Source organism: Paenibacillus sp. 598K, from assembly GCF_003851045.1.
Classification (GTDB): Bacteria; Bacillota; Bacilli; order Paenibacillales; family Paenibacillaceae; genus Paenibacillus_D.
Window position 1 is genome coordinate 1 of the sequence record NZ_BFBX01000082.1, and the last position, 16,965, is coordinate 16,965.

General features: G+C 58.0%; 14 protein-coding genes and 1 pseudogene. 5 read left to right on the top strand and 10 right to left on the bottom strand.

Going from position 1 to position 16,965, the window contains the following annotated elements:
- From PA598K_RS22200 to PA598K_RS22225, 6 genes and pseudogenes are all read right to left on the bottom strand, one after another.
- Positions 1-434 (bottom strand): annotated as a pseudogene (locus PA598K_RS22200) (hypothetical protein); the annotation flags it as partial.
- Positions 435-607: 173 nt separating this feature from the next.
- A complete protein-coding gene (locus tag PA598K_RS22205; protein ID WP_185602164.1) occupies positions 608-2,200 on the bottom strand; it encodes a stalk domain-containing protein in 1,593 nt (530 codons plus the stop codon).
- A gap of 25 nt (positions 2,201-2,225) precedes the next feature.
- Positions 2,226-3,989, bottom strand: coding sequence for a FecR family protein (locus PA598K_RS22210; RefSeq protein WP_128659064.1), 1,764 nt, complete (start codon positions 3,987-3,989; stop codon positions 2,226-2,228).
- Entirely contained in the window at positions 3,986-5,884 is a 1,899-nt protein-coding gene (locus PA598K_RS22215; RefSeq protein WP_185602165.1) for an adenylate/guanylate cyclase domain-containing protein, read from the bottom strand. Before PA598K_RS22215 ends, PA598K_RS22210 begins: the two co-directional genes overlap by 4 nt.
- Before the next feature lie 155 nt (positions 5,885-6,039).
- The gene (locus tag PA598K_RS22220) at positions 6,040-6,276 is read right to left on the bottom strand and encodes a ferredoxin (RefSeq protein ID WP_128659066.1); all 237 of its coding nucleotides are present in this window, start codon (positions 6,274-6,276) and stop codon (positions 6,040-6,042) included.
- 69 nt (positions 6,277-6,345) lie between these two features.
- Positions 6,346-7,632 (bottom strand): DNA polymerase IV, encoded by a 1,287-nt coding sequence (locus tag PA598K_RS22225; RefSeq protein ID WP_128659075.1) that lies wholly within the window; start codon positions 7,630-7,632, stop codon positions 6,346-6,348.
- Positions 7,633-7,852: 220 nt separating this feature from the next.
- On the opposite strand from PA598K_RS22225, the gene cimA reads away from it, so the two are divergent.
- Positions 7,853-9,466 (top strand): citramalate synthase, encoded by a 1,614-nt coding sequence (gene cimA / locus PA598K_RS22230; RefSeq protein ID WP_128659067.1) that lies wholly within the window; start codon positions 7,853-7,855, stop codon positions 9,464-9,466.
- Positions 9,467-9,585: 119 nt separating this feature from the next.
- Here the strand turns inward: cimA and PA598K_RS22235 are convergent, their stop codons facing one another.
- On the bottom strand, positions 9,586-10,122 hold the full coding sequence (locus PA598K_RS22235) for a TlpA family protein disulfide reductase (protein ID WP_128659068.1): 537 nt from the start codon (positions 10,120-10,122) through the stop codon (positions 9,586-9,588).
- A gap of 139 nt (positions 10,123-10,261) precedes the next feature.
- On the opposite strand from PA598K_RS22235, the gene PA598K_RS22240 reads away from it, so the two are divergent.
- Both PA598K_RS22240 and PA598K_RS22245 read left to right on the top strand, forming a co-directional pair.
- Positions 10,262-11,563: an MFS transporter gene (locus tag PA598K_RS22240; RefSeq protein ID WP_260405545.1), complete on the top strand. Its 1,302-nt coding sequence runs from the start codon at positions 10,262-10,264 to the stop codon at positions 11,561-11,563.
- Positions 11,564-11,648: 85 nt separating this feature from the next.
- Positions 11,649-12,089, top strand: coding sequence for a M67 family metallopeptidase (locus PA598K_RS22245; protein WP_185602166.1), 441 nt, complete (start codon positions 11,649-11,651; stop codon positions 12,087-12,089).
- Positions 12,090-12,114: 25 nt separating this feature from the next.
- Here the strand turns inward: PA598K_RS22245 and PA598K_RS22250 are convergent, their stop codons facing one another.
- The 3 genes from PA598K_RS22250 to PA598K_RS22260 are packed head-to-tail and all read right to left on the bottom strand — an operon-like array spanning position 12,115 to position 15,288.
- The gene (locus PA598K_RS22250; RefSeq protein WP_128659071.1) at positions 12,115-12,852 is read right to left on the bottom strand and encodes an exonuclease domain-containing protein; all 738 of its coding nucleotides are present in this window, start codon (positions 12,850-12,852) and stop codon (positions 12,115-12,117) included.
- A gap of 21 nt (positions 12,853-12,873) precedes the next feature.
- Positions 12,874-13,944 carry a DUF294 nucleotidyltransferase-like domain-containing protein gene (locus tag PA598K_RS22255; protein ID WP_128659072.1) on the bottom strand — a complete coding sequence of 357 codons (1,071 nt, stop codon included), beginning with the start codon at positions 13,942-13,944 and terminating at the stop codon, positions 12,874-12,876.
- A gap of 48 nt (positions 13,945-13,992) precedes the next feature.
- Complete coding sequence (locus PA598K_RS22260) at positions 13,993-15,288, bottom strand: ammonium transporter (protein WP_128659076.1); 1,296 nt, start codon at positions 15,286-15,288, stop codon at positions 13,993-13,995.
- A 481-nt stretch (positions 15,289-15,769) separates the two neighbouring features.
- Here PA598K_RS22260 and PA598K_RS22265 point away from each other — a divergent pair, with 481 nt between their 5' ends.
- Entirely contained in the window at positions 15,770-16,201 is a 432-nt protein-coding gene (locus PA598K_RS22265; protein ID WP_128659073.1) for a MerR family transcriptional regulator, read from the top strand.
- 52 nt (positions 16,202-16,253) lie between these two features.
- Positions 16,254-16,937, top strand: a complete 684-nt coding sequence (locus tag PA598K_RS22270) for a zinc metallopeptidase (protein ID WP_128659074.1) — start codon at positions 16,254-16,256, stop codon at positions 16,935-16,937.
- Positions 16,938-16,965: the final 28 nt, after the last annotated feature.

The window sequence follows — 16,965 nt, forward strand, 5'->3', positions numbered from 1 at the left end:
CCGGAGAGCAATCCGGCCAGCAGCGCGCTCATCGACTCGCGGTCGCCTTCCCGGACGAAGGCGACCGCCCAATCGGACTCCGCCTGCTCCGTCGCGGCAACGTCTGACTGCGACGGCTCCGGCGTCTCCTGGGCTGGAGCCAGCGCGGTCAGACCGAGTAGCACGACGAGCGTCGCTACCGCCCGCCGGACGATTTTCCTCCGCTTATGCTGGCGCAGCCAGAGCTCGATCGCCTCCTGCTGCTGCCGCACCAGCGGATGACGCTTGTCCTCGAATGCCTCATAGATATCCCCTGCTTGCAGGTAACAGTAATTGGCCTTGGCCGTCTTGCCCAGACGGGTATACTCTTTCCCAAGCAAATACCAAGCCATTTTATTATCCGGATGCTGCTTTACGTAATGCTTCAGATGGGTTTGTTCTTCTCGCTGCTTCAAGCCTCCGCCCCCTTGCGCCTGCCGACTGTCCGGCGTTTCTGTCGTCTCTGCTAGTATATCGGCAGCAAAAACCGCCCGGTGTAGGCCGGACGGCTGCAAAGACGGAACTTTATTCGGTTGGCCCGGAGCTAGGGTGTGTTTGCATACTCCGAGCGGGCTTGCTGACACACGCCCTAGCCCAGTCGCTCGCGAAGCAGAACCGCGCGCACCGATGAGAGCCACTGGACGTCAAGTCCAATCTCCTCAGCGAAGAAGCGGACAGGCAGATACAGACGCCCCTGCTCGATAAACGGCGCTGCATGCAGTGCGACGTCAGCGCGCGCTCCCCCTTCCCCGCGTTGCACGATCAGGGCGCCGGCCTTCAGCTGGTAGCTCATGCCCTCCCGCGAGACCGTCACTTGACCGCTCTTCGCATCGTGGACCACCTGATAGCCGAGCCGCTCGGCGATGACCCGGACCGGCACAAACGTCGTGCCGCTCACGATCCTCGGCGCCGCGTCGGTCGCTACCCGCTCCTGCCCATAGAGCAGCTTGATGCTGTCATCGGCGATTACTCCTGCCGGCAGCCGGTAAGGCGTCAGCAGCCGGATCCGATTGTTCGCCGTATCGGCGATGGCGTAGGAGCCGTCGCCGAGCTGGGCGATCGCTGTCGGGGTATTCAGTCCGGCGTAGCTCGCCAGGCCGTCCGACTTGCCGGTCGTCCCGGGGGTGCCCGCTACCGTCGAGACGACGCCGTCCTTGAGATAGCGGATCGCATGATTGAGCGAATCCGCGATCAGCACGCCGCCCTCCGGCGTCACCGCCAGACCGCGCGGCGCATAGAAGCGGGCCGTCGCTGCCGGACCGTCGGCATAGCCGCCCTCGGCGAAGCTGGTCGCCGCTTCATAACGAAGACGACTGCCCGCTACGGTCGAGACGGTCCCGGCGCCAAAGTCGATGTAGCGGATCACTTGATTGCCAGTGTCGCTGACATAGAGGTTGCCCTTGGCATCGAGCGCCAGTCCGCTCGGCTCATTGAACTTCGCAGCGGCGATCGGACCGTCCGCATAGTCGCCGGCAGCAGCGATCGCGCCGGAGAAATACTCGACGATCCGTGTGGAGGGCGCCGTCAGCGTCGTCACCCGGCCTTGCTCGATCTTGCGGATGACATGATTAAGCGTGTCGGCGACATAGATGATGCCGCCGGGCGCGACAGCGACCGCCTGTGGACGATGGAAGCTGGCCTGCTCGCCATCGCCGTCCTGCCAGCCTTGCACGCCATTGCCGGCGATCGTCGTCGCTTGCCCGTCGGCCGTGATCCGGCGGATCGCATGGTTGCCGGCATCGGCAGCGATTATTGCGCCAGCAGCGTCGAGCGCCAGTCCGGCGATATCGTCAAAGGCCGCGGACTCGCGAAGCCCGTCGTTCCAGGCCCCGATCAGATTGCCGTACGCGTCTTCGCCGAGATCCAGCCCGGCGAGGCTGGAAGTGCTCGTCCCGCTCACCCGGCGGATTCGCTGATTGCCCGTGTCGGCGACGTATAGTCGGTCCTCGCCGGCAGCGGTCAATCCGCCAGGCATCCGGAAGGCGACGCTCCCGTTCGCACCGTCGACCAGCCCGATCTCGCCGGTGCCTGCCAGCGTGTGCAGCTCATAGAGCGGCCGATTGTCCGTTAGCGGATCCTTGCCCGCTGCGGCAGCTCCCCATCCCGGGGCGAGCAGCGTCAGCGAGGCTGCCAGGACGGTCGTCATTAGCCGACCGCTTGCTTTCCATAATTTGCGGTTCATCATGAGTGGCTCCATACCCTTCCTGTTAGTTGGTTGGCAACGTTACGCTCAGATCGGTCGTCTGCACAGCGCCGATCGGCTCGCCTGAGGCATCGACGGCGATCAGCTCCATGATCCGGATCGTCGTCGGGCCCTGAGCGCCGGAGCGGATCTGGAACGGCAGTCTGACGACCGTGGTTGGCGACGAGATCGACGCCGCTTGACCGCTATATTTCGTCAACGCGTACATGAAGCCGCCATTATAGCGATTGTAATGATCCGCGCTATCGTAGCCCGAGCCTGCTGTAGTCCCTGGATGAATGCGGAACACGCCGCCGCCCGTGCGATAAGTCAGTCCTGTAGCGCCGGACATCAGCTCGTCATGAACCGTTACGCGCTCTTCATCATACGCCAGCTTGATCTGGAAGCCGTAGATCGCTCGCGAGTCCACAAATTGGTTTAGCTGCACTCCCAATATAAAGGCGGAGTCGACGACGCTGCCTTCCAGCACCAGACGCGCGGAGGGTTGCGCGGCGGCTGGAGGATTCGAGCCGTAATACGGCGGAGACGTCCCCGTGCCTGTCTGCCCTTGCTCTGCCAGGCGGTTTTCCTTATCGGACTCGAAGCGCTGCTTCTCCTGCTCCGACATCGTTTTCTTGTAGGCCTCCTCCAGCTTTTTCAACGCATCCTCGGCAGCCTTTTTATTGGCCTCCATCTGTTCCTTTTTAGCCTGAGTCAGCCGGTCTATCAGCTGCTGCTGCTTTTTGCGCTGTTCGTCTTGCGCCGCTTTCTCTTGCTTCTTTTTCTCTTCTGCTTTGCGCTTGACTTCGTCCACGCGCTTCTTTTTGTCTTTTTCCGCATCGGAAAAATCGAGCGACTGCTCCTCGTCGAGCTGAATTTTGTTTTTGTCGGGCAGGGCGGGATTAACCTGATCCGCCAATCGCTTCGCTTCATCCCGGGTCAGTTGTTGTTGCTTGATCGCTTCCTTGACTACCTGATCGATCAGCCGATTCAGATTGCCGCTTACCCGGCTCAGATCGTCGATGCCGATCCCGGCGGGCGGCCCGCTCTCGGTCCACCGCTGGATCATCCGATCGTTCTCCTCCTGGATATCCTTACTCGAGCGGATAATCTCCCGGACAATGTCCGATCCCGCCCAGGCGACCAACTCCTCCAGATCGATGATCGTCACCAGATCGTCGGGGCCTCCCTCCTCCTCTGGCAGCAGGACGATCTGCTGCGAGGGCAGCACCTGGCTGTCCGTCTTGTTGGACGCATGCTTGCCCGTGATGATGCCTGACAAGGATGAGAGCGTCGTAATCCCGGTCTGCGGAGCGACATGGACGAGGAAGTGGGTGCCGCGCACGCCCATAATCGCTGTCGGCGTCTCCAGCTCGAACTGGTCGCTGGCGTTAGTGATCGACTTGACCTTTACCCATAGCGAGCCTGCCCACACGTTCATCTTCGTCTTCGTGCCCTTGTCGTCCTTCAGCGTGGTGAAGGTGACCTGAGAGTTCTCGCCGATCGTGATCGAATCCTGTGCGGCCTTGCTGCTCGACAGCTCCAGCACGAGCTTGCCGCCCTTGGCCGTCGTCACGGTATCGCCCTCGTTAAGCGTCATGTTCTTGAAGGCGGCGAACGTTTTCGAGCCGCCCGATTTTTTCACATTGACCGTGCCCTTCAGCTCCGTTACGATCGCGACGCGCTTGATCTGGGCATAGACTTGGCCAGCGCCAGCCAGCATAACGATCGGTCCGGCCGCCAGCAGCAGCGCCAGCACGACCTTTACGTACATGAACCTGCTCTTCATCCTGCGTGCTCCTCTCTTCGATCCTGCTTGTCTCCTGCGGCGTTCTCCGCCTCTCCCAGCACAGCATATACCTGCACCGGCTGCTCCTTGCCCTTTACCTTGATCGGCCCGATGTCCTCGGTCAGGAAGCGGCCCTGGACACGCGCATACAGATCGCCGCTGATCAGGATCTGTCCCGGCTTGGCGTTGGACTCCAGTCGCGCCGACAGGTTGACGGTATCGCCGATCGCCGTATAGTCGAGCCGCAGCATCTCCGAGCCGATATTGCCGACGACCGCCGGACCGCAGTGGATGCCGATGCCGAACTTGACGCCGATGCCGTAACGCTCCAGACAGCGCTGCTCCAGCAGATCCGACTGCCGCTTCATCTCCAGCGCCGCCCGCACCGCATACGCCGCATGATCCGGCAGATCGACCGGAGCGCCGAAGATCGCCATGACGCCATCGCCGATGAACTTGTCCAGCGTGCCATGCCAGTTGAATACAGCCTTGGTGCACAGGTCGAGGTACTCGTTGAGCACGACGATGACCTCCTCCGGCTGCAGACGCTCCGACATCGGCGTGAAGCCTCGGATATCGACGAAGATGACGCTAATGTCCCTTCGCTGTCCGCCCACCTTGACATCCTGACCGGAGGCCAGCATCTCGTCGACGACGCTGCGCGGCACGAATCGGCCGAAGATCGTCGTCACCCGGCTGCGCTCCTTGCGTTCCTGCATATAATGCGAAGCGACCGCCCAGCCCGCCGCTGTCGTCAGCGACAGGAACGGATACGTAAAGGAGATGAAGTGAGAGAAGAACTGGTAGACGATCAACCAGGCAGCGGCATAGACGAGGAACAATCCGCCGTACACATATAGCGACGTCCGTCCGGGATACCGCTCGAAGAGCAGCAATCCGAGCAAGGTGAGGGCCAAGACGAGCGCAGCGGTGACAGGCAGCCCGGTGTCAAAATAAAACGCCCCGGCCACGAGCGACTGCACCATGTTGGCATGGATCTCTACCCCGAACATCGTCGTCGTCCGGCTGAGCGGCGTATAATATTCGTCCTGCAGTCCGGTCGTGTAAGGTCCGATCAGCACGACTTCGCCCTCGTAATATTCGGGCGGGATATTGCCTGACCATACATCAAAAAACGACTGCGAATCATAGCCGGTATCGGCGCTTGCCTGCTCGCGCGGCTGGGTGAAGAAGTCGATCGTCACCTGGCTCTTGCTATTGAGCGGAATCTGCTTGTCGCCGCGATACCAGTGGCCCGATGGTTCGTCATAGCGAATCTTCAGATCGTCCTCCAGCAGATAGTTGGCCAGCGCGACGCTGATCGCAGGCACCATCGCGCCTTCCTGATCCCGCAGCCCGATCGTCAGCATGCGGACCGTATTGTCTCTGTCCGGCATGACGTTGATATGCGCTGCCTGCGCCTTCGGCGCATCGATCGTCGGGGCTGGATAGAGGACGGCGCGCGTCTCGAGCTGCCCCTTTGCTTCTTGACGCTCGACGAGTTGGAAGACGACCGGCAGATACACATTCGGATACCGCTGCATCACCTCGGCCATCGCCGCGTCGGCATCCGGGTTTTGACCCGGCTCGGCCAGCACGATATCGAGGAAGATCGCCTCCGCCCCGGCCTCTGCGAGCTGCTCGATCAGCTCCGCGTAGACGCTGCGGTCCCAAGGGAACTGGCCGATCCGTTCGAGGGAATAGTCATCGATCTTTATAATTTTGATCGCAGGATGCGGCTGCCGCTCCGCATCGCTCTTCGCCCGCATCAGATCGCGCAGCGGCGATTCGACGAAGTTCAACATGCCTCCCGAGCCTAGCCCCGCCAAGAGCGTCCAGAACAGACTGATGACGACCGCCGCGGCCGCCGCCTTCAGCCATTTTTTGATGGACATGGCTTCCCCCTTATACATTATGTAATCTACTCTCTTAAACTATTTTAGTTCACGTTTTCCTACTATGGCAATACATATATTGGGGTATATGTGTCCTATACAATCATAAATAAAAAGCCCGCTTCTCGAAAGAAGCGGGCAGGATGGACTGAAGATTACATATTAAAGGGTTCGTCCGCGATCTTAATCGAATCTGTCGGACAACCGTCGGAAGCGTCTTGCAAATCGTCAAACAGATCTTCCGGAATCTCAGTTACGCCGCGGTTGCCGTCGTTCTCGTAGATTACCTCGGCTAACCCCTCGTCGTCATAGTCGTAAATATCCGGCGCCGTAGCCCCGCATGCACCACAAGCAATGCATGTGTCCTTCTCTACCCAAGTGTACTTACCCATGGTCATTCCCTCCTGTAGTCTCTATAGCGCCGCAAGTGCAATACGGACGAAACCATCGTATAGAATCTCTCACTCATCAATATATAACAATTCGTCGTCCAATTGCAAGGATGTCCCGCGAATTCGGCGATTGCGGATCAACGCAGACGGATCGTCGCTGAGCATGCCGGCAGTCAAAACGGCGTCTTCGCCAAACTTGTCGCGCAAGGCGTCCATCGTCTTCGTCAACGCCACTTTGCGCGGTTCCTCGCGATAATCGAACAGATCGAGCTGCACCGCCGCCGTCGACTCGGACTCGAGCTGCTGCAGCGTGATCCCGAGCAGTCGGATCGGCCTGCCCTCCTGCCAATGCTTGTCATACAACGCACAGGCTTCCTTGTAGATCCGATCAGCCTCTGAGGTCGGGGCGGCCAAGGTCATCGACCGCGTGATCGTCTTCATGTCGGGGGTACGGATCGTAATCTGGATCGCCCGCGCCATCAGCCGCTGCCGTCGCATCCGGCGCGCCGTCTGATCGGCCAGATTGAGCAGCACCCGGTACACCTGCTCGCGGGTTTTGACATCCTTGGGCAGTGTCGTCGTATGTCCGACAGACTTGCTCTGCTCCCGCGTCTCCTTAACCTCCGAGTGGTCGATGCCATGCGCAGCCTGCAGCAGCCACGAGCCCATGATGCCAAATTGCCGTACGAGCCAGGTCTCGTCGGCTGCGGCCAACTGACCGATCGTGTGCAGATTCATCCGCTTCAGCTTCTCGGCGGTCTTGCGTCCGATGCCGAACAAAGCATCGCATGGCTGATGCCAGAGCACCTGGGGCACATCGCGCAGCCGAAGCACCGTGAGACCGCCCGGCTTCTTCATATCGGAGGCCATCTTGGCAAGCAGCTTGTTCGGGGCGACGCCGATCGAGCAGGGCAAGGACCACTCGCTGGCGATCCGGCTCTGGAGGAGCGAGGCAATCTCAAGCGGCGTACCGTATGATTTGGAGCCTGTAATATCCATATAACATTCGTCGATTGAGACCGGCTGCACGAGCGGCGTATACTGGCGCGCGATGCTCATGAAGCCTCGCGAATATTTGCGGTACAAGTCAAAGTCCGGCTTGATCAGGATCAGCTCCGGACAGAGTCGCTGTCCCTCGCGCACCGTCATACCTGTCTTCACCCCGCGCGCCCGGGCGGCGTAAGAACTGGTGACGATGATGCCCTTGCGCAGCTCGACGCTGCCGGCTACCGCGCTTGGCTTGCCCCGGTAGCGCTCCGGCTCGTCCGCTTCATGCACCGAGCAGTAGAAGGCGTTCATATCCAGATGCAGGATCACCCGCCCCTTGGCAGGGTAATGCTCGTGAGGCGACTTCATAGGATGATACGCGATGCCTGCTCCGGCACCGGTCGCGACTTGGCCATCGTACAGCATCTCCTTCTCTGATATAGTTCGTCTATCTTCAGCTTACCCGTTGCCTCGCCTGCGGTCAATCCCGCGATACAGATGCAAAAAACATACCCCTGGCCGTTGCTTTGGTGGTATAATAGAAATTATGACTTTGTAATGGAACTGCAAAAAGGAGGACGCGTCCCGCATGACCAACCAGATCTCGATATTCGATACGACTCTGCGAGATGGCACACAGGGCGAGGGCATCAGCCTGTCGGCTGACGACAAGATCAAAATCGCCAAAAAACTGGACACGCTAGGTGTCCATTATATAGAAGGAGGAAATCCCGGCAGCAACAGCAAGGACATCGAGTTTTTCAGCCGGGCGCAGAAGCTGGGACTGTCTGCGAAGATTACCGCCTTTGGCAGCACTCGCCGCAAAAACAGCATTGCCGAGCAGGACAGCAGCTTGCTGCGGATCGTCGAATCCGGCGTTCAGGCTGCGACGCTGGTCGGAAAATCATGGGATTTCCATGTGCATACGGCCTTGCAGACGACGCTGGAGGAGAATCTGGCGATGATCTTCGATTCCTTCGCCTTCCTGAAGCACAAGGGGCTGGAGGCGATCTATGACGCCGAGCATTTCTTCGACGGCTACAAGCACAACCCCGAGTATGCGCTGGCTGCTCTGTTGAAGGCGCAGGAGGCCGGAGCAGACTGGATCGTGCTATGCGACACGAACGGCGGCACCTTGCCAGGCGAGATCCACGAGATCGTCTCGCGCGTCCGGGACGAGCTGACCGCGCCGATCGGCATCCATACGCATAACGACTGCGAGCTTGCCGTCGCCAACACGCTGGCGGCTGTCGGCGCCGGAGCGCGTCAGGTGCAAGGCACGATCAACGGCTACGGCGAGCGCTGCGGCAACGCCAACCTGTGCTCGATCATCCCGAATCTGCAGCTCAAGCTCGGCTACGACTGCATCACAAGCGACAAGCTGGGCCAACTTACCAGTGTGGCCCGCTATATCGCCGAGATCGCGAACGTGCAGATGCCGGTCGGCCAAGCCTACGTCGGCAATGCGGCCTTTGCCCACAAGGGCGGCATCCATGTCTCGGCCATCATGAAGGATGCCAAGACCTACGAGCACATCCAGCCAGAGCTGGTCGGCAACAAGCAGCGCATCCTCGTCTCCGAGCTGGCCGGGCAGAGTAACATCATCTCGCGGGCGCAGGAGATGGGGCTTGATGTGTCCACGAATAACGAGAAGACGCGCCGGATTATGGATCAGATCAAGGAGCTCGAGCATCAGGGCTACCAGTTCGAAGGCGCGGATGCGTCGCTGGAGCTGCTGCTGCGCGAGGCGTTCGGCGAGCCGCGCGAGATCTTCAAGCTTGAGTCGTTCAAGATGATCGTCGAGAAGACCGGCGCCCAGATGGTGTCCGAAGCGATCGTCAAGATTAATGTCGACGGCCAGACCGTCTATACGGTCGCCGAGGGCAACGGTCCGGTCAATGCGCTGGACAACGCCCTGCGCAAGGCGCTCGTCCAGTACTACCCGGGCATTATGGATATCACGCTGTCCGACTACAAGGTGCGCGTCATGGACGAGAAGGATGCGACAGCCGCCAAGGTGCGCGTCCTCATCGAATCGACCGACTTCAACAACAAATGGAGCACCGTCGGCGTCTCCAGCAACATCATCGAAGCGAGCTGGGAGGCGCTGGTCGACAGCATCCGCTATGCGCTGTTCCACACCGCCAAGATCGAGCCTGTGCAGAACGGCGAGCGCGAGCGTCTCGGGCTGATTAACCACTAGTTCTCCTTAATCTTATAGTAAAAAGAAGCTTCCCGTTTACATTTCGGGAAGCTTCTTTTGGGTAGAAATTGAAGAAGCATTAAAGTTGTCAGCTTGTTATTATTTACTTCTTTACGTACCTACGTCGTCGACCATTTTTCGATCAGTCGCTCCCACTCTTGCTTGGGCAGGACGCCTGTTACCCGCTCCCGGATGACGCCGTCCCGGTCGACGAGCAGTGTCGTCGGGAATTGGCCAACCTTATACAGCTCCACTGCCTCGCCCTCGCGATCCATCAGTATCGGGAAGGTCAGCTCGAACTTGTCCACGAACTCGCGGGCTTGTCGTTCTTTATCGTATTTAGTTGCATTAATGGCATACAACGTCACCTTATCGCCATGCTGCTCGTGCAGCTCCTGCAGATCGGGCGCTTCCAGCTCGCATGGACCGCACCAAGAGGCCCAGAAGTTCACCAGCAGCAGCTTATCCCGTTCGCCGGCGACCGCCTTTGTCTGGTCGTCCATCGTAGACAGCTCCAGCGTCGGCGCCTTGCTCCCCACGACAGGCTTGGTATCATCGCTTTGGCGGGCCAGCACCGGTTGTTTTTCCACGTTTTGATAGATTGCTACTCCGACCAACAACACTACGGCTGCGATGACCAGCCAGCTCCGTTTCATACCGCCATCCCTCTTCTCGACTGTAATTCTTACTTAACAGAATACCATGCCCTAGAATGCCCGCTCAACATCGCGGGCACATTAACATCGTCGATATTGTGACTGAATGACCATCTACTGCCAAAGGAGGCTAAACCTCGTGGGCTTTGTCAAATCCAAGCGACTCTGGCTCCCGCAAGGGATCGCAGAGGATGCCTCATCCCCAAAAACGTCTGACTCGAGCCAACCTCAAGACAAAAAACAGAGTAAATGGAAAGAATATATCGCCTTGGCCAGCGTGCCGATGGTACTCGTGCTAGGCAATTCCATGCTGGTGCCCATATTGCCCGACATGGTGAGCCGCATGGGGATCAGCAAGCTGCAATCCAGTCTGGTCATTACTTTATTTTCGGTCACAGCCGCTTTTTTCATACCTGTAGCCGGTTACCTGTCCGACCGCTTCACGCGCAAGGCGATCATCCTGGCCTCGCTAGCGATCTACGGCACGGCAGGCATTATGGCCGGTCTAGGCGCTCTATGGGGCTCGTACGGGATCGTCATCACGGCTCGAGCGTTGCAAGGGCTTGGCGCAGCAGGCACGGCTCCGATCGCGATGGCGCTGGTCGGTGACAAATACAAGGGCGGCGAGGAGAGCGAAGCGCTTGGCTTGATCGAGGCGGCCAATGGAACCGGTAAGGTCATCAGTCCGATCCTTGGCTCGCTGCTGGCGCTGATCGTCTGGTATGCACCGTTTTTTGCCTTTCCGCTGTTCTGCGCCTTGTCGCTCATCGCGATGATCTGGCTCATCCAGGAGCCCAAGTCCAAACAGCAGCCGCAGCCGGTTGGCGACTACATCCGTCAGATCGGCGCCGTCTTCCGCAAGCAGGGCCATTGGCTTATCCCGGCCTTCCTGATCGGCTCGCTGGCGCTGTTCATCCTGTTCGGCGTCCTCTTCTTCCTCTCCGACCTGCTGGAGAAGCCGCCTCACAGCATCGATGGCGTCGCCAAGGGCGGCGTACTGGCGATTCCGTTGCTTGGACTGGTCTCCACTGCCTATCTCTCGGGCCGACTGATCAAAAACGCCGGCAAGCGGATGCGAGCTTTTATGATCATCGGCATGTCGGCGATGACCGTGTCGCTGGCCGCCGCTATCTTCTTGTACCAGAACCTGTATCTGTTGATCACACTGCTGACGATCAGCAGCATCGGCACCGGACTGCTCCTGCCCTGTCTGAATACACTGATCACCGGCTCGGTCGAGCGCAGCCATCGCGGGATGATCACCTCGCTCTACAGCAGCCTACGCTTCTTCGGCGTGGCGATCGGGCCGCCGCTTTTCGGATGGCTGACCGATCGCTCGCAGACGCTGCTGTTCTCCGCTGTTGCCGTACTTGCGCTCGGAGCGCTCATCATGGTCTGCTTGAGCGTCAAGCCGCCTGCGCAGGCAGGGGGGACTTCCTGATGTCAGCCCCCTAGCGGTGCTAGGCATCCGCCAGTGGATGCGGTATACTGATGGCAATGTTCCAAGGACCGAGGTGAATGATGGAATGTCCCCGCTCCCTCATGGCGATACATGCCACATGACGTCAGATGCGCTGCGCCAGTTGATCGCCCACTCGCTTGAGGCGTTGCCAGCCGAGGCGTGCGGACTGCTCTTGTCGCGCGACGACGACTTAACGATCGACTGCATCGTACCGATCCGCAACAGCAGCCCGTCTCCCGAGCGCCGGTTTTCTTTTGACCCGCGCGACTGGATAAAAGCTTTTTATGACGCACAAAAAAACCAACAGCATCTTGTTGGTTTTTTCCATTCCCATCCAAGCGGCGCGCCTCTGCCCTCGGCGACCGATTATGCCGGTCTGCCCCAAGGCTATGGTGGCATCTATTGCATCGTATCCGCCGCGCCAGACGCTCCTCTCGTGAAGGCGTACCGAGAGCATGACGGCGAGCTGCATCCGCTAGGTCGTGTCTGCATACTTCGAGGGTAACAATTGGACTGAGGTTTACAGACCGCTAGTGCTTGCTCAGGTAGGCGTATAGGTCAGCTAGCGTCACGATGTTGCGTGAGAGGATAATTGCGTAGTACTTCTGCCACAGCTCCGCTGTCATCAGTGAATCCTCCAGCGCATGATGGCGTTGGCCGATCGGTACCCCGTAACTCTCCAGCAGCTCATCGAGCCCATGCATCTCCCGCTTGGGCTCCAGCCACTTGGACACCATCATCGTATCCAGCACCCGATGCGTTAGATTCACCTTGGAGGTCCGCCACAACGCGGCATTCAGAAACTGCTTGTCATGTCCGCTGCCATGCGCGATCAGCACCCGCTTGCCGACGAACTCCATGAAGTCATGGAGCACCTGCATCAGATCCGGCGCCTCCTCGGCCATCTCGTTTGTAATGCCGGTCAGCGTCGTAATATGCTTCGGCACTTTTCGCTTGGGATTCACCAGGCTATAAAACGTCTGGCTTCGTTCGATCTGATCGCCGCGCACGACGACGCCGCCCACGGACAATATTTCGTCTCCATTATAAGGGTAGAAGCCAGTTGTCTCCAGGTCGAAGACAACCATCTCCAACTCCTTGAGCGGCGCGTCAAGGATGGAGAGCTTCCGCTGTTCTTTGGTGACGGATCGGATAAAGGCCATCTGCTGGGCGTTTTGCGCACCCATCATTGATGCGATGGCCGGCGTAAAGCCGCCCATCTTGTACAGATTCCACATGCGTCCGACGCCTTTAGGATGTTCTTTCATTGCATTCGCCTCCGCCTTGCCCTACCTGAGCTTTCCCGTAACCTGTCTGGATACGCTTCGCTGCAGCCGCTTGCCCACGCGCAGCCCTTGCTTTAACTGCTCGGTAAGTGTCTTGTCCAGCACTTGCCTCGACAGCATGCCGTTGCTGGAATACAATCCGTCCTCCTGCTGCTTCATCGTCATCATTCGAAATTGAAGAAACGAACGAAACGCCGCTCTGAGCGTCTCCGCCTGCTCTCCTGTTAGCGCACCCTTCGTCTCCAGCTCGACCAGCCGCTCCAGCGTCGATGTCGCGCGCACCCCGCTCTGGATCGCCATCATTCGGATCGCGTTGACCATCGGGATATATGCGCCGTATTTAATATCGACGCTGCCCGCTTCCTCGCCATACTGCTCCTTCAACAGTTGACCGAACAGTCCAAGCAGCATCTTGTGGCGCATCGTATTGTCGAGCATCCGCTTGACGATGGGCGGCCTGGCGAGCATATCCGAATAGAAATGATCTTGCAGGCGCGCTGCCAATCCCGGCTCGCCATACAAGCACCGACCATCGGCAATGATCAGCAGGTGGCGGACATCCTCAAACTCCGCTTGCTCGAACCAATGCTCCAGCTTTGCAGACCAGCCCTCGATCGTGTCGCACCAAAGAGGATTGGAGCTGATGACATTGCCTTCGCACGGCGGGTAGCCGACAAGCTGCAGATGGTCGACGACAAGCTGGCCAAAAGCGGAAAAATAGCCAGCCGTCTCGGCGCGCTGCGCTTTGGGCGGGTCTTCGTAAACGATGCCGCTGTCCTGATCGCTCGATAAGGTCTGCTCTTTGCGCCCCCCGCTCCCGAACAATAAATAAGCATATGGCACGGGGGGAGAACCGTTCCCCAACCGTGCCATATCCGATTCCGTAAGGGTCAGGACGCGCTGGATGAGCGCGTCATGCACCTCGTTGATTGCGGTATATAATTGTTCGACAGGCATGGAGGAGAGCTGCGGCTCGAGCCATTCGTGCGCTTGATCTCTAAGTCTGCGCAGCTCCGGATAGCCATCGGCCGCCCCGATTCGCTGCAGGAGTTCGTCTCCCGACGGATCTCTCATGCCGCTCTCCCCTTTGTTTCCCGAAAACCCGTTATTTCGGGAATTACTTTAACTATTCAGATTCGCACCTTTTTTCATTTGCTCAGGATAACCATACGCACCGTGCTCGCTCAGGTCAAGACCGATAATCTCTTGCTCCTCGGAGACGCGGAAGCCCATGACCGACTTGACGATCGCCAGCACGATAAAGGAGACGATGAAGACGAAGGCGCCACAGACGACAACCGACAGGAATTGCACCCACAGCTGCTCGAAGCCGCCCCCGTAGAACAAGCCCGCTCTACCTACGCCAGTATACTCAGCCAGCTCCGGCGTTGCGAAGAAGCCGTTAGCCAACGTTCCGAGTACGCCTGCCGCGCCGTGGACGGACAGTGCGAAGATCGGATCGTCGATTTTCATTTTCTCGAAGAACTTCATGCTGAAGAATACGAACACACCGGCGACGAGACCGATAACAACGGCAGCCCAAGGCTCAACGAAGGCACAAGATGCGGTGATCGCGACCAGACCAGCCAACGCGCCGTTCAGCATCGTCGTGATGTCCGCTTTGCCCAATACGATCCAAGTGATCAACATAGCCGCTACTGCGCCAGCTGCTGCGCCGAGCTGGGTGTTGAAGGCCACATAACCGAAGAATCCGTCATCTACGCCAAGCGCGCTACCTGCGTTAAATCCGAACCAGCCGACCCACAGAAGCAATACCGCCAGTGCTGTGTACACTTGGTTGTGACCGAGAATTTGGTTGGCTGAGCCGTCTTTGTTATATTTACCGATACGTGGCTTCAGCAGGATCGTCGCAGCCAGTGCTGCCATCGCGCCTGTCAAGTGAACGACGGTCGAGCCGGCGAAGTCTTGCGCGCCGTCCTCAGCGAGGAAGCCGCCGCCCCAGATCCAGTGAGCTACGACCGGATAGATGAAGCCTACGAATACGAGCGTGAAGATCAGGTAAGAGGACAGTTTGGCGCGTTCGGCGAAGCCGCCCCATGCGATCGAGAGCGAGATGACCGCAAATGCGCACTGGAACACCCAGAACAGCGAGGAAGGATTAACCTCGGAGATCGAAGTCCCCGGATTATAGAAGAAATCCCCTAGACCGATGAACAAATTGCCATTGCCGCCGAATGCGAAGCCGTATCCGACAGCCCAGTAAATCAGGGAACCAAGACCGACCGTGAAGATTGTCTTACCGGCGACGTGACCGGCATTCTTCATTCTTGTCGAGCCCGCTTCCAGCAGGATGAACCCGCCTTGCATGAGGATGACGAGAATCGCCGCCATCATTACCCATAACAGATTGACGCCGAGCAGAACGGTGCTTGCTGCCGGCTCTTCCGCGAAGGCCATTGCAGGGAATAATAAGAGCAACCCACCTAATGAACTGACAACTTTCTTGACCACAATGACCACTCCTTCAGTGTAATGTTTCCTAACAGTTGAGGAAAGACTTAATGTCATTATAGTCAGTGAAGGGTGATTTGACAATACACTTTTTAAAAATTTACAAAAAAATGTGAAGAAAACTCTAACGTTCGTCTCTCTCGTGGCAGCTAATGTTAAGTTTTAGGCCCGTTTCCAGAAGAAAAGACGATTGTCAAGCCTTAATTCTTCGCTTTTTGACGCACCCTAGGAGCCAGGCCCTAGGCCCACCCGATTAGTCCCGGGTTTGTGTTTTTCACAAATGTAAGGTTTTCTTCACAGCTTCGTAACAAACTTCAAAGCATAACGTTTGACTGTATACTTCTAGATTGGGTATCATATAATTAGAGAAAGAAAGTACATTGCTTACTTAAAGTACGTAAAGAAAGAAGGTGAATCCGGTGGGGATATAACACTATACCGAATCGGCGAGTTGGCCAAAAAAGCCAATGTCAGCTCACGAACGGTCGACTTTTACACCTCGATCGGCTTGCTGACGCCGGAGAAACGCTCGGCCAAAAATTACCGCCTGTACAGCGATGAAACTTTGATTCGGCTGCAGCGTATTGAACAACTAAAAAAAGAAAAGTATACATTGGACGAGATCAAAGCGAGTCTGGATCAATGGAACAAGGTATCCGCTGAGGAGCAGGTATCTCAAAAGCTGACCGATCTGCAGCTCCATCTAGAGCAACTGCAACGCGAGGTGCGCGAGCTCGAGCCGGTCATTGATCAGCTCAAGCCGCAGCAAGCCAAGCATATGGTCAAGCAACTGATGCCGCAGACAGCCGCTTGCATCGAGGCATTGATGTTCCTGCTCGGCAAAGGTCCGCTCATGTGATGCTTTTCTGAGCTTTCAGTATTCACACTATAATAAGGAGGCGTATTGCCAGATGTTATTTTTTCACCCAATGGATTTCCTCATTCTTATCGCGTTTGGTATCTCCTTGTGGGCGCAGTTCCGAGTCAAGAGCACCTTTAACACCTGGACGCAAGTCCCGATCTCCAGCGGTATGACAGGCTATCAGGCGGCACGCCAGATGCTCGACAACAACGGACTGTACGACGTTCAGATCGAGCCTGTGCAAGGCCGATTGACCGACCACTATGACCCGATCCATCGCGTCGTGCGGCTCTCCGAGCCGGTCTACTACGAGAGCTCTGTCTCGGCAGTCTCCGTCGCCTGCCATGAGGTCGGACATGCGATCCAGCACGCCAACAGCTACCCGATGCTGGTGCTGCGGCACAAGATGTTTCCGGTTGTTAATCTTGTATCCGGCATCGCGCCTTTGCTGCTGCTGGCCGGCTTCTTCCTCCAGATCTCCGGCCTCATCGGCATCGGCATCGTTTTCTTCTCCGCTGCGGTCCTGTTCCAGCTCGTGACGCTGCCCGTTGAGTTCAATGCCAGCAGCCGCGCTCGCGATCTGATGATCTCGGAGGGCTTTATCCGCTCCGACGAGGAGGGCGGCGTCGCCAAGGTGCTTAACGCGGCCGCACTCACTTACGTTGCCGCTGCACTGATCTCGCTGCTTGAGCTGCTGAAGTTCATTATGATCTTCGCCAACAGCCGCGAATAAGCAATGCACTAGTACTCCGTACCGCAAG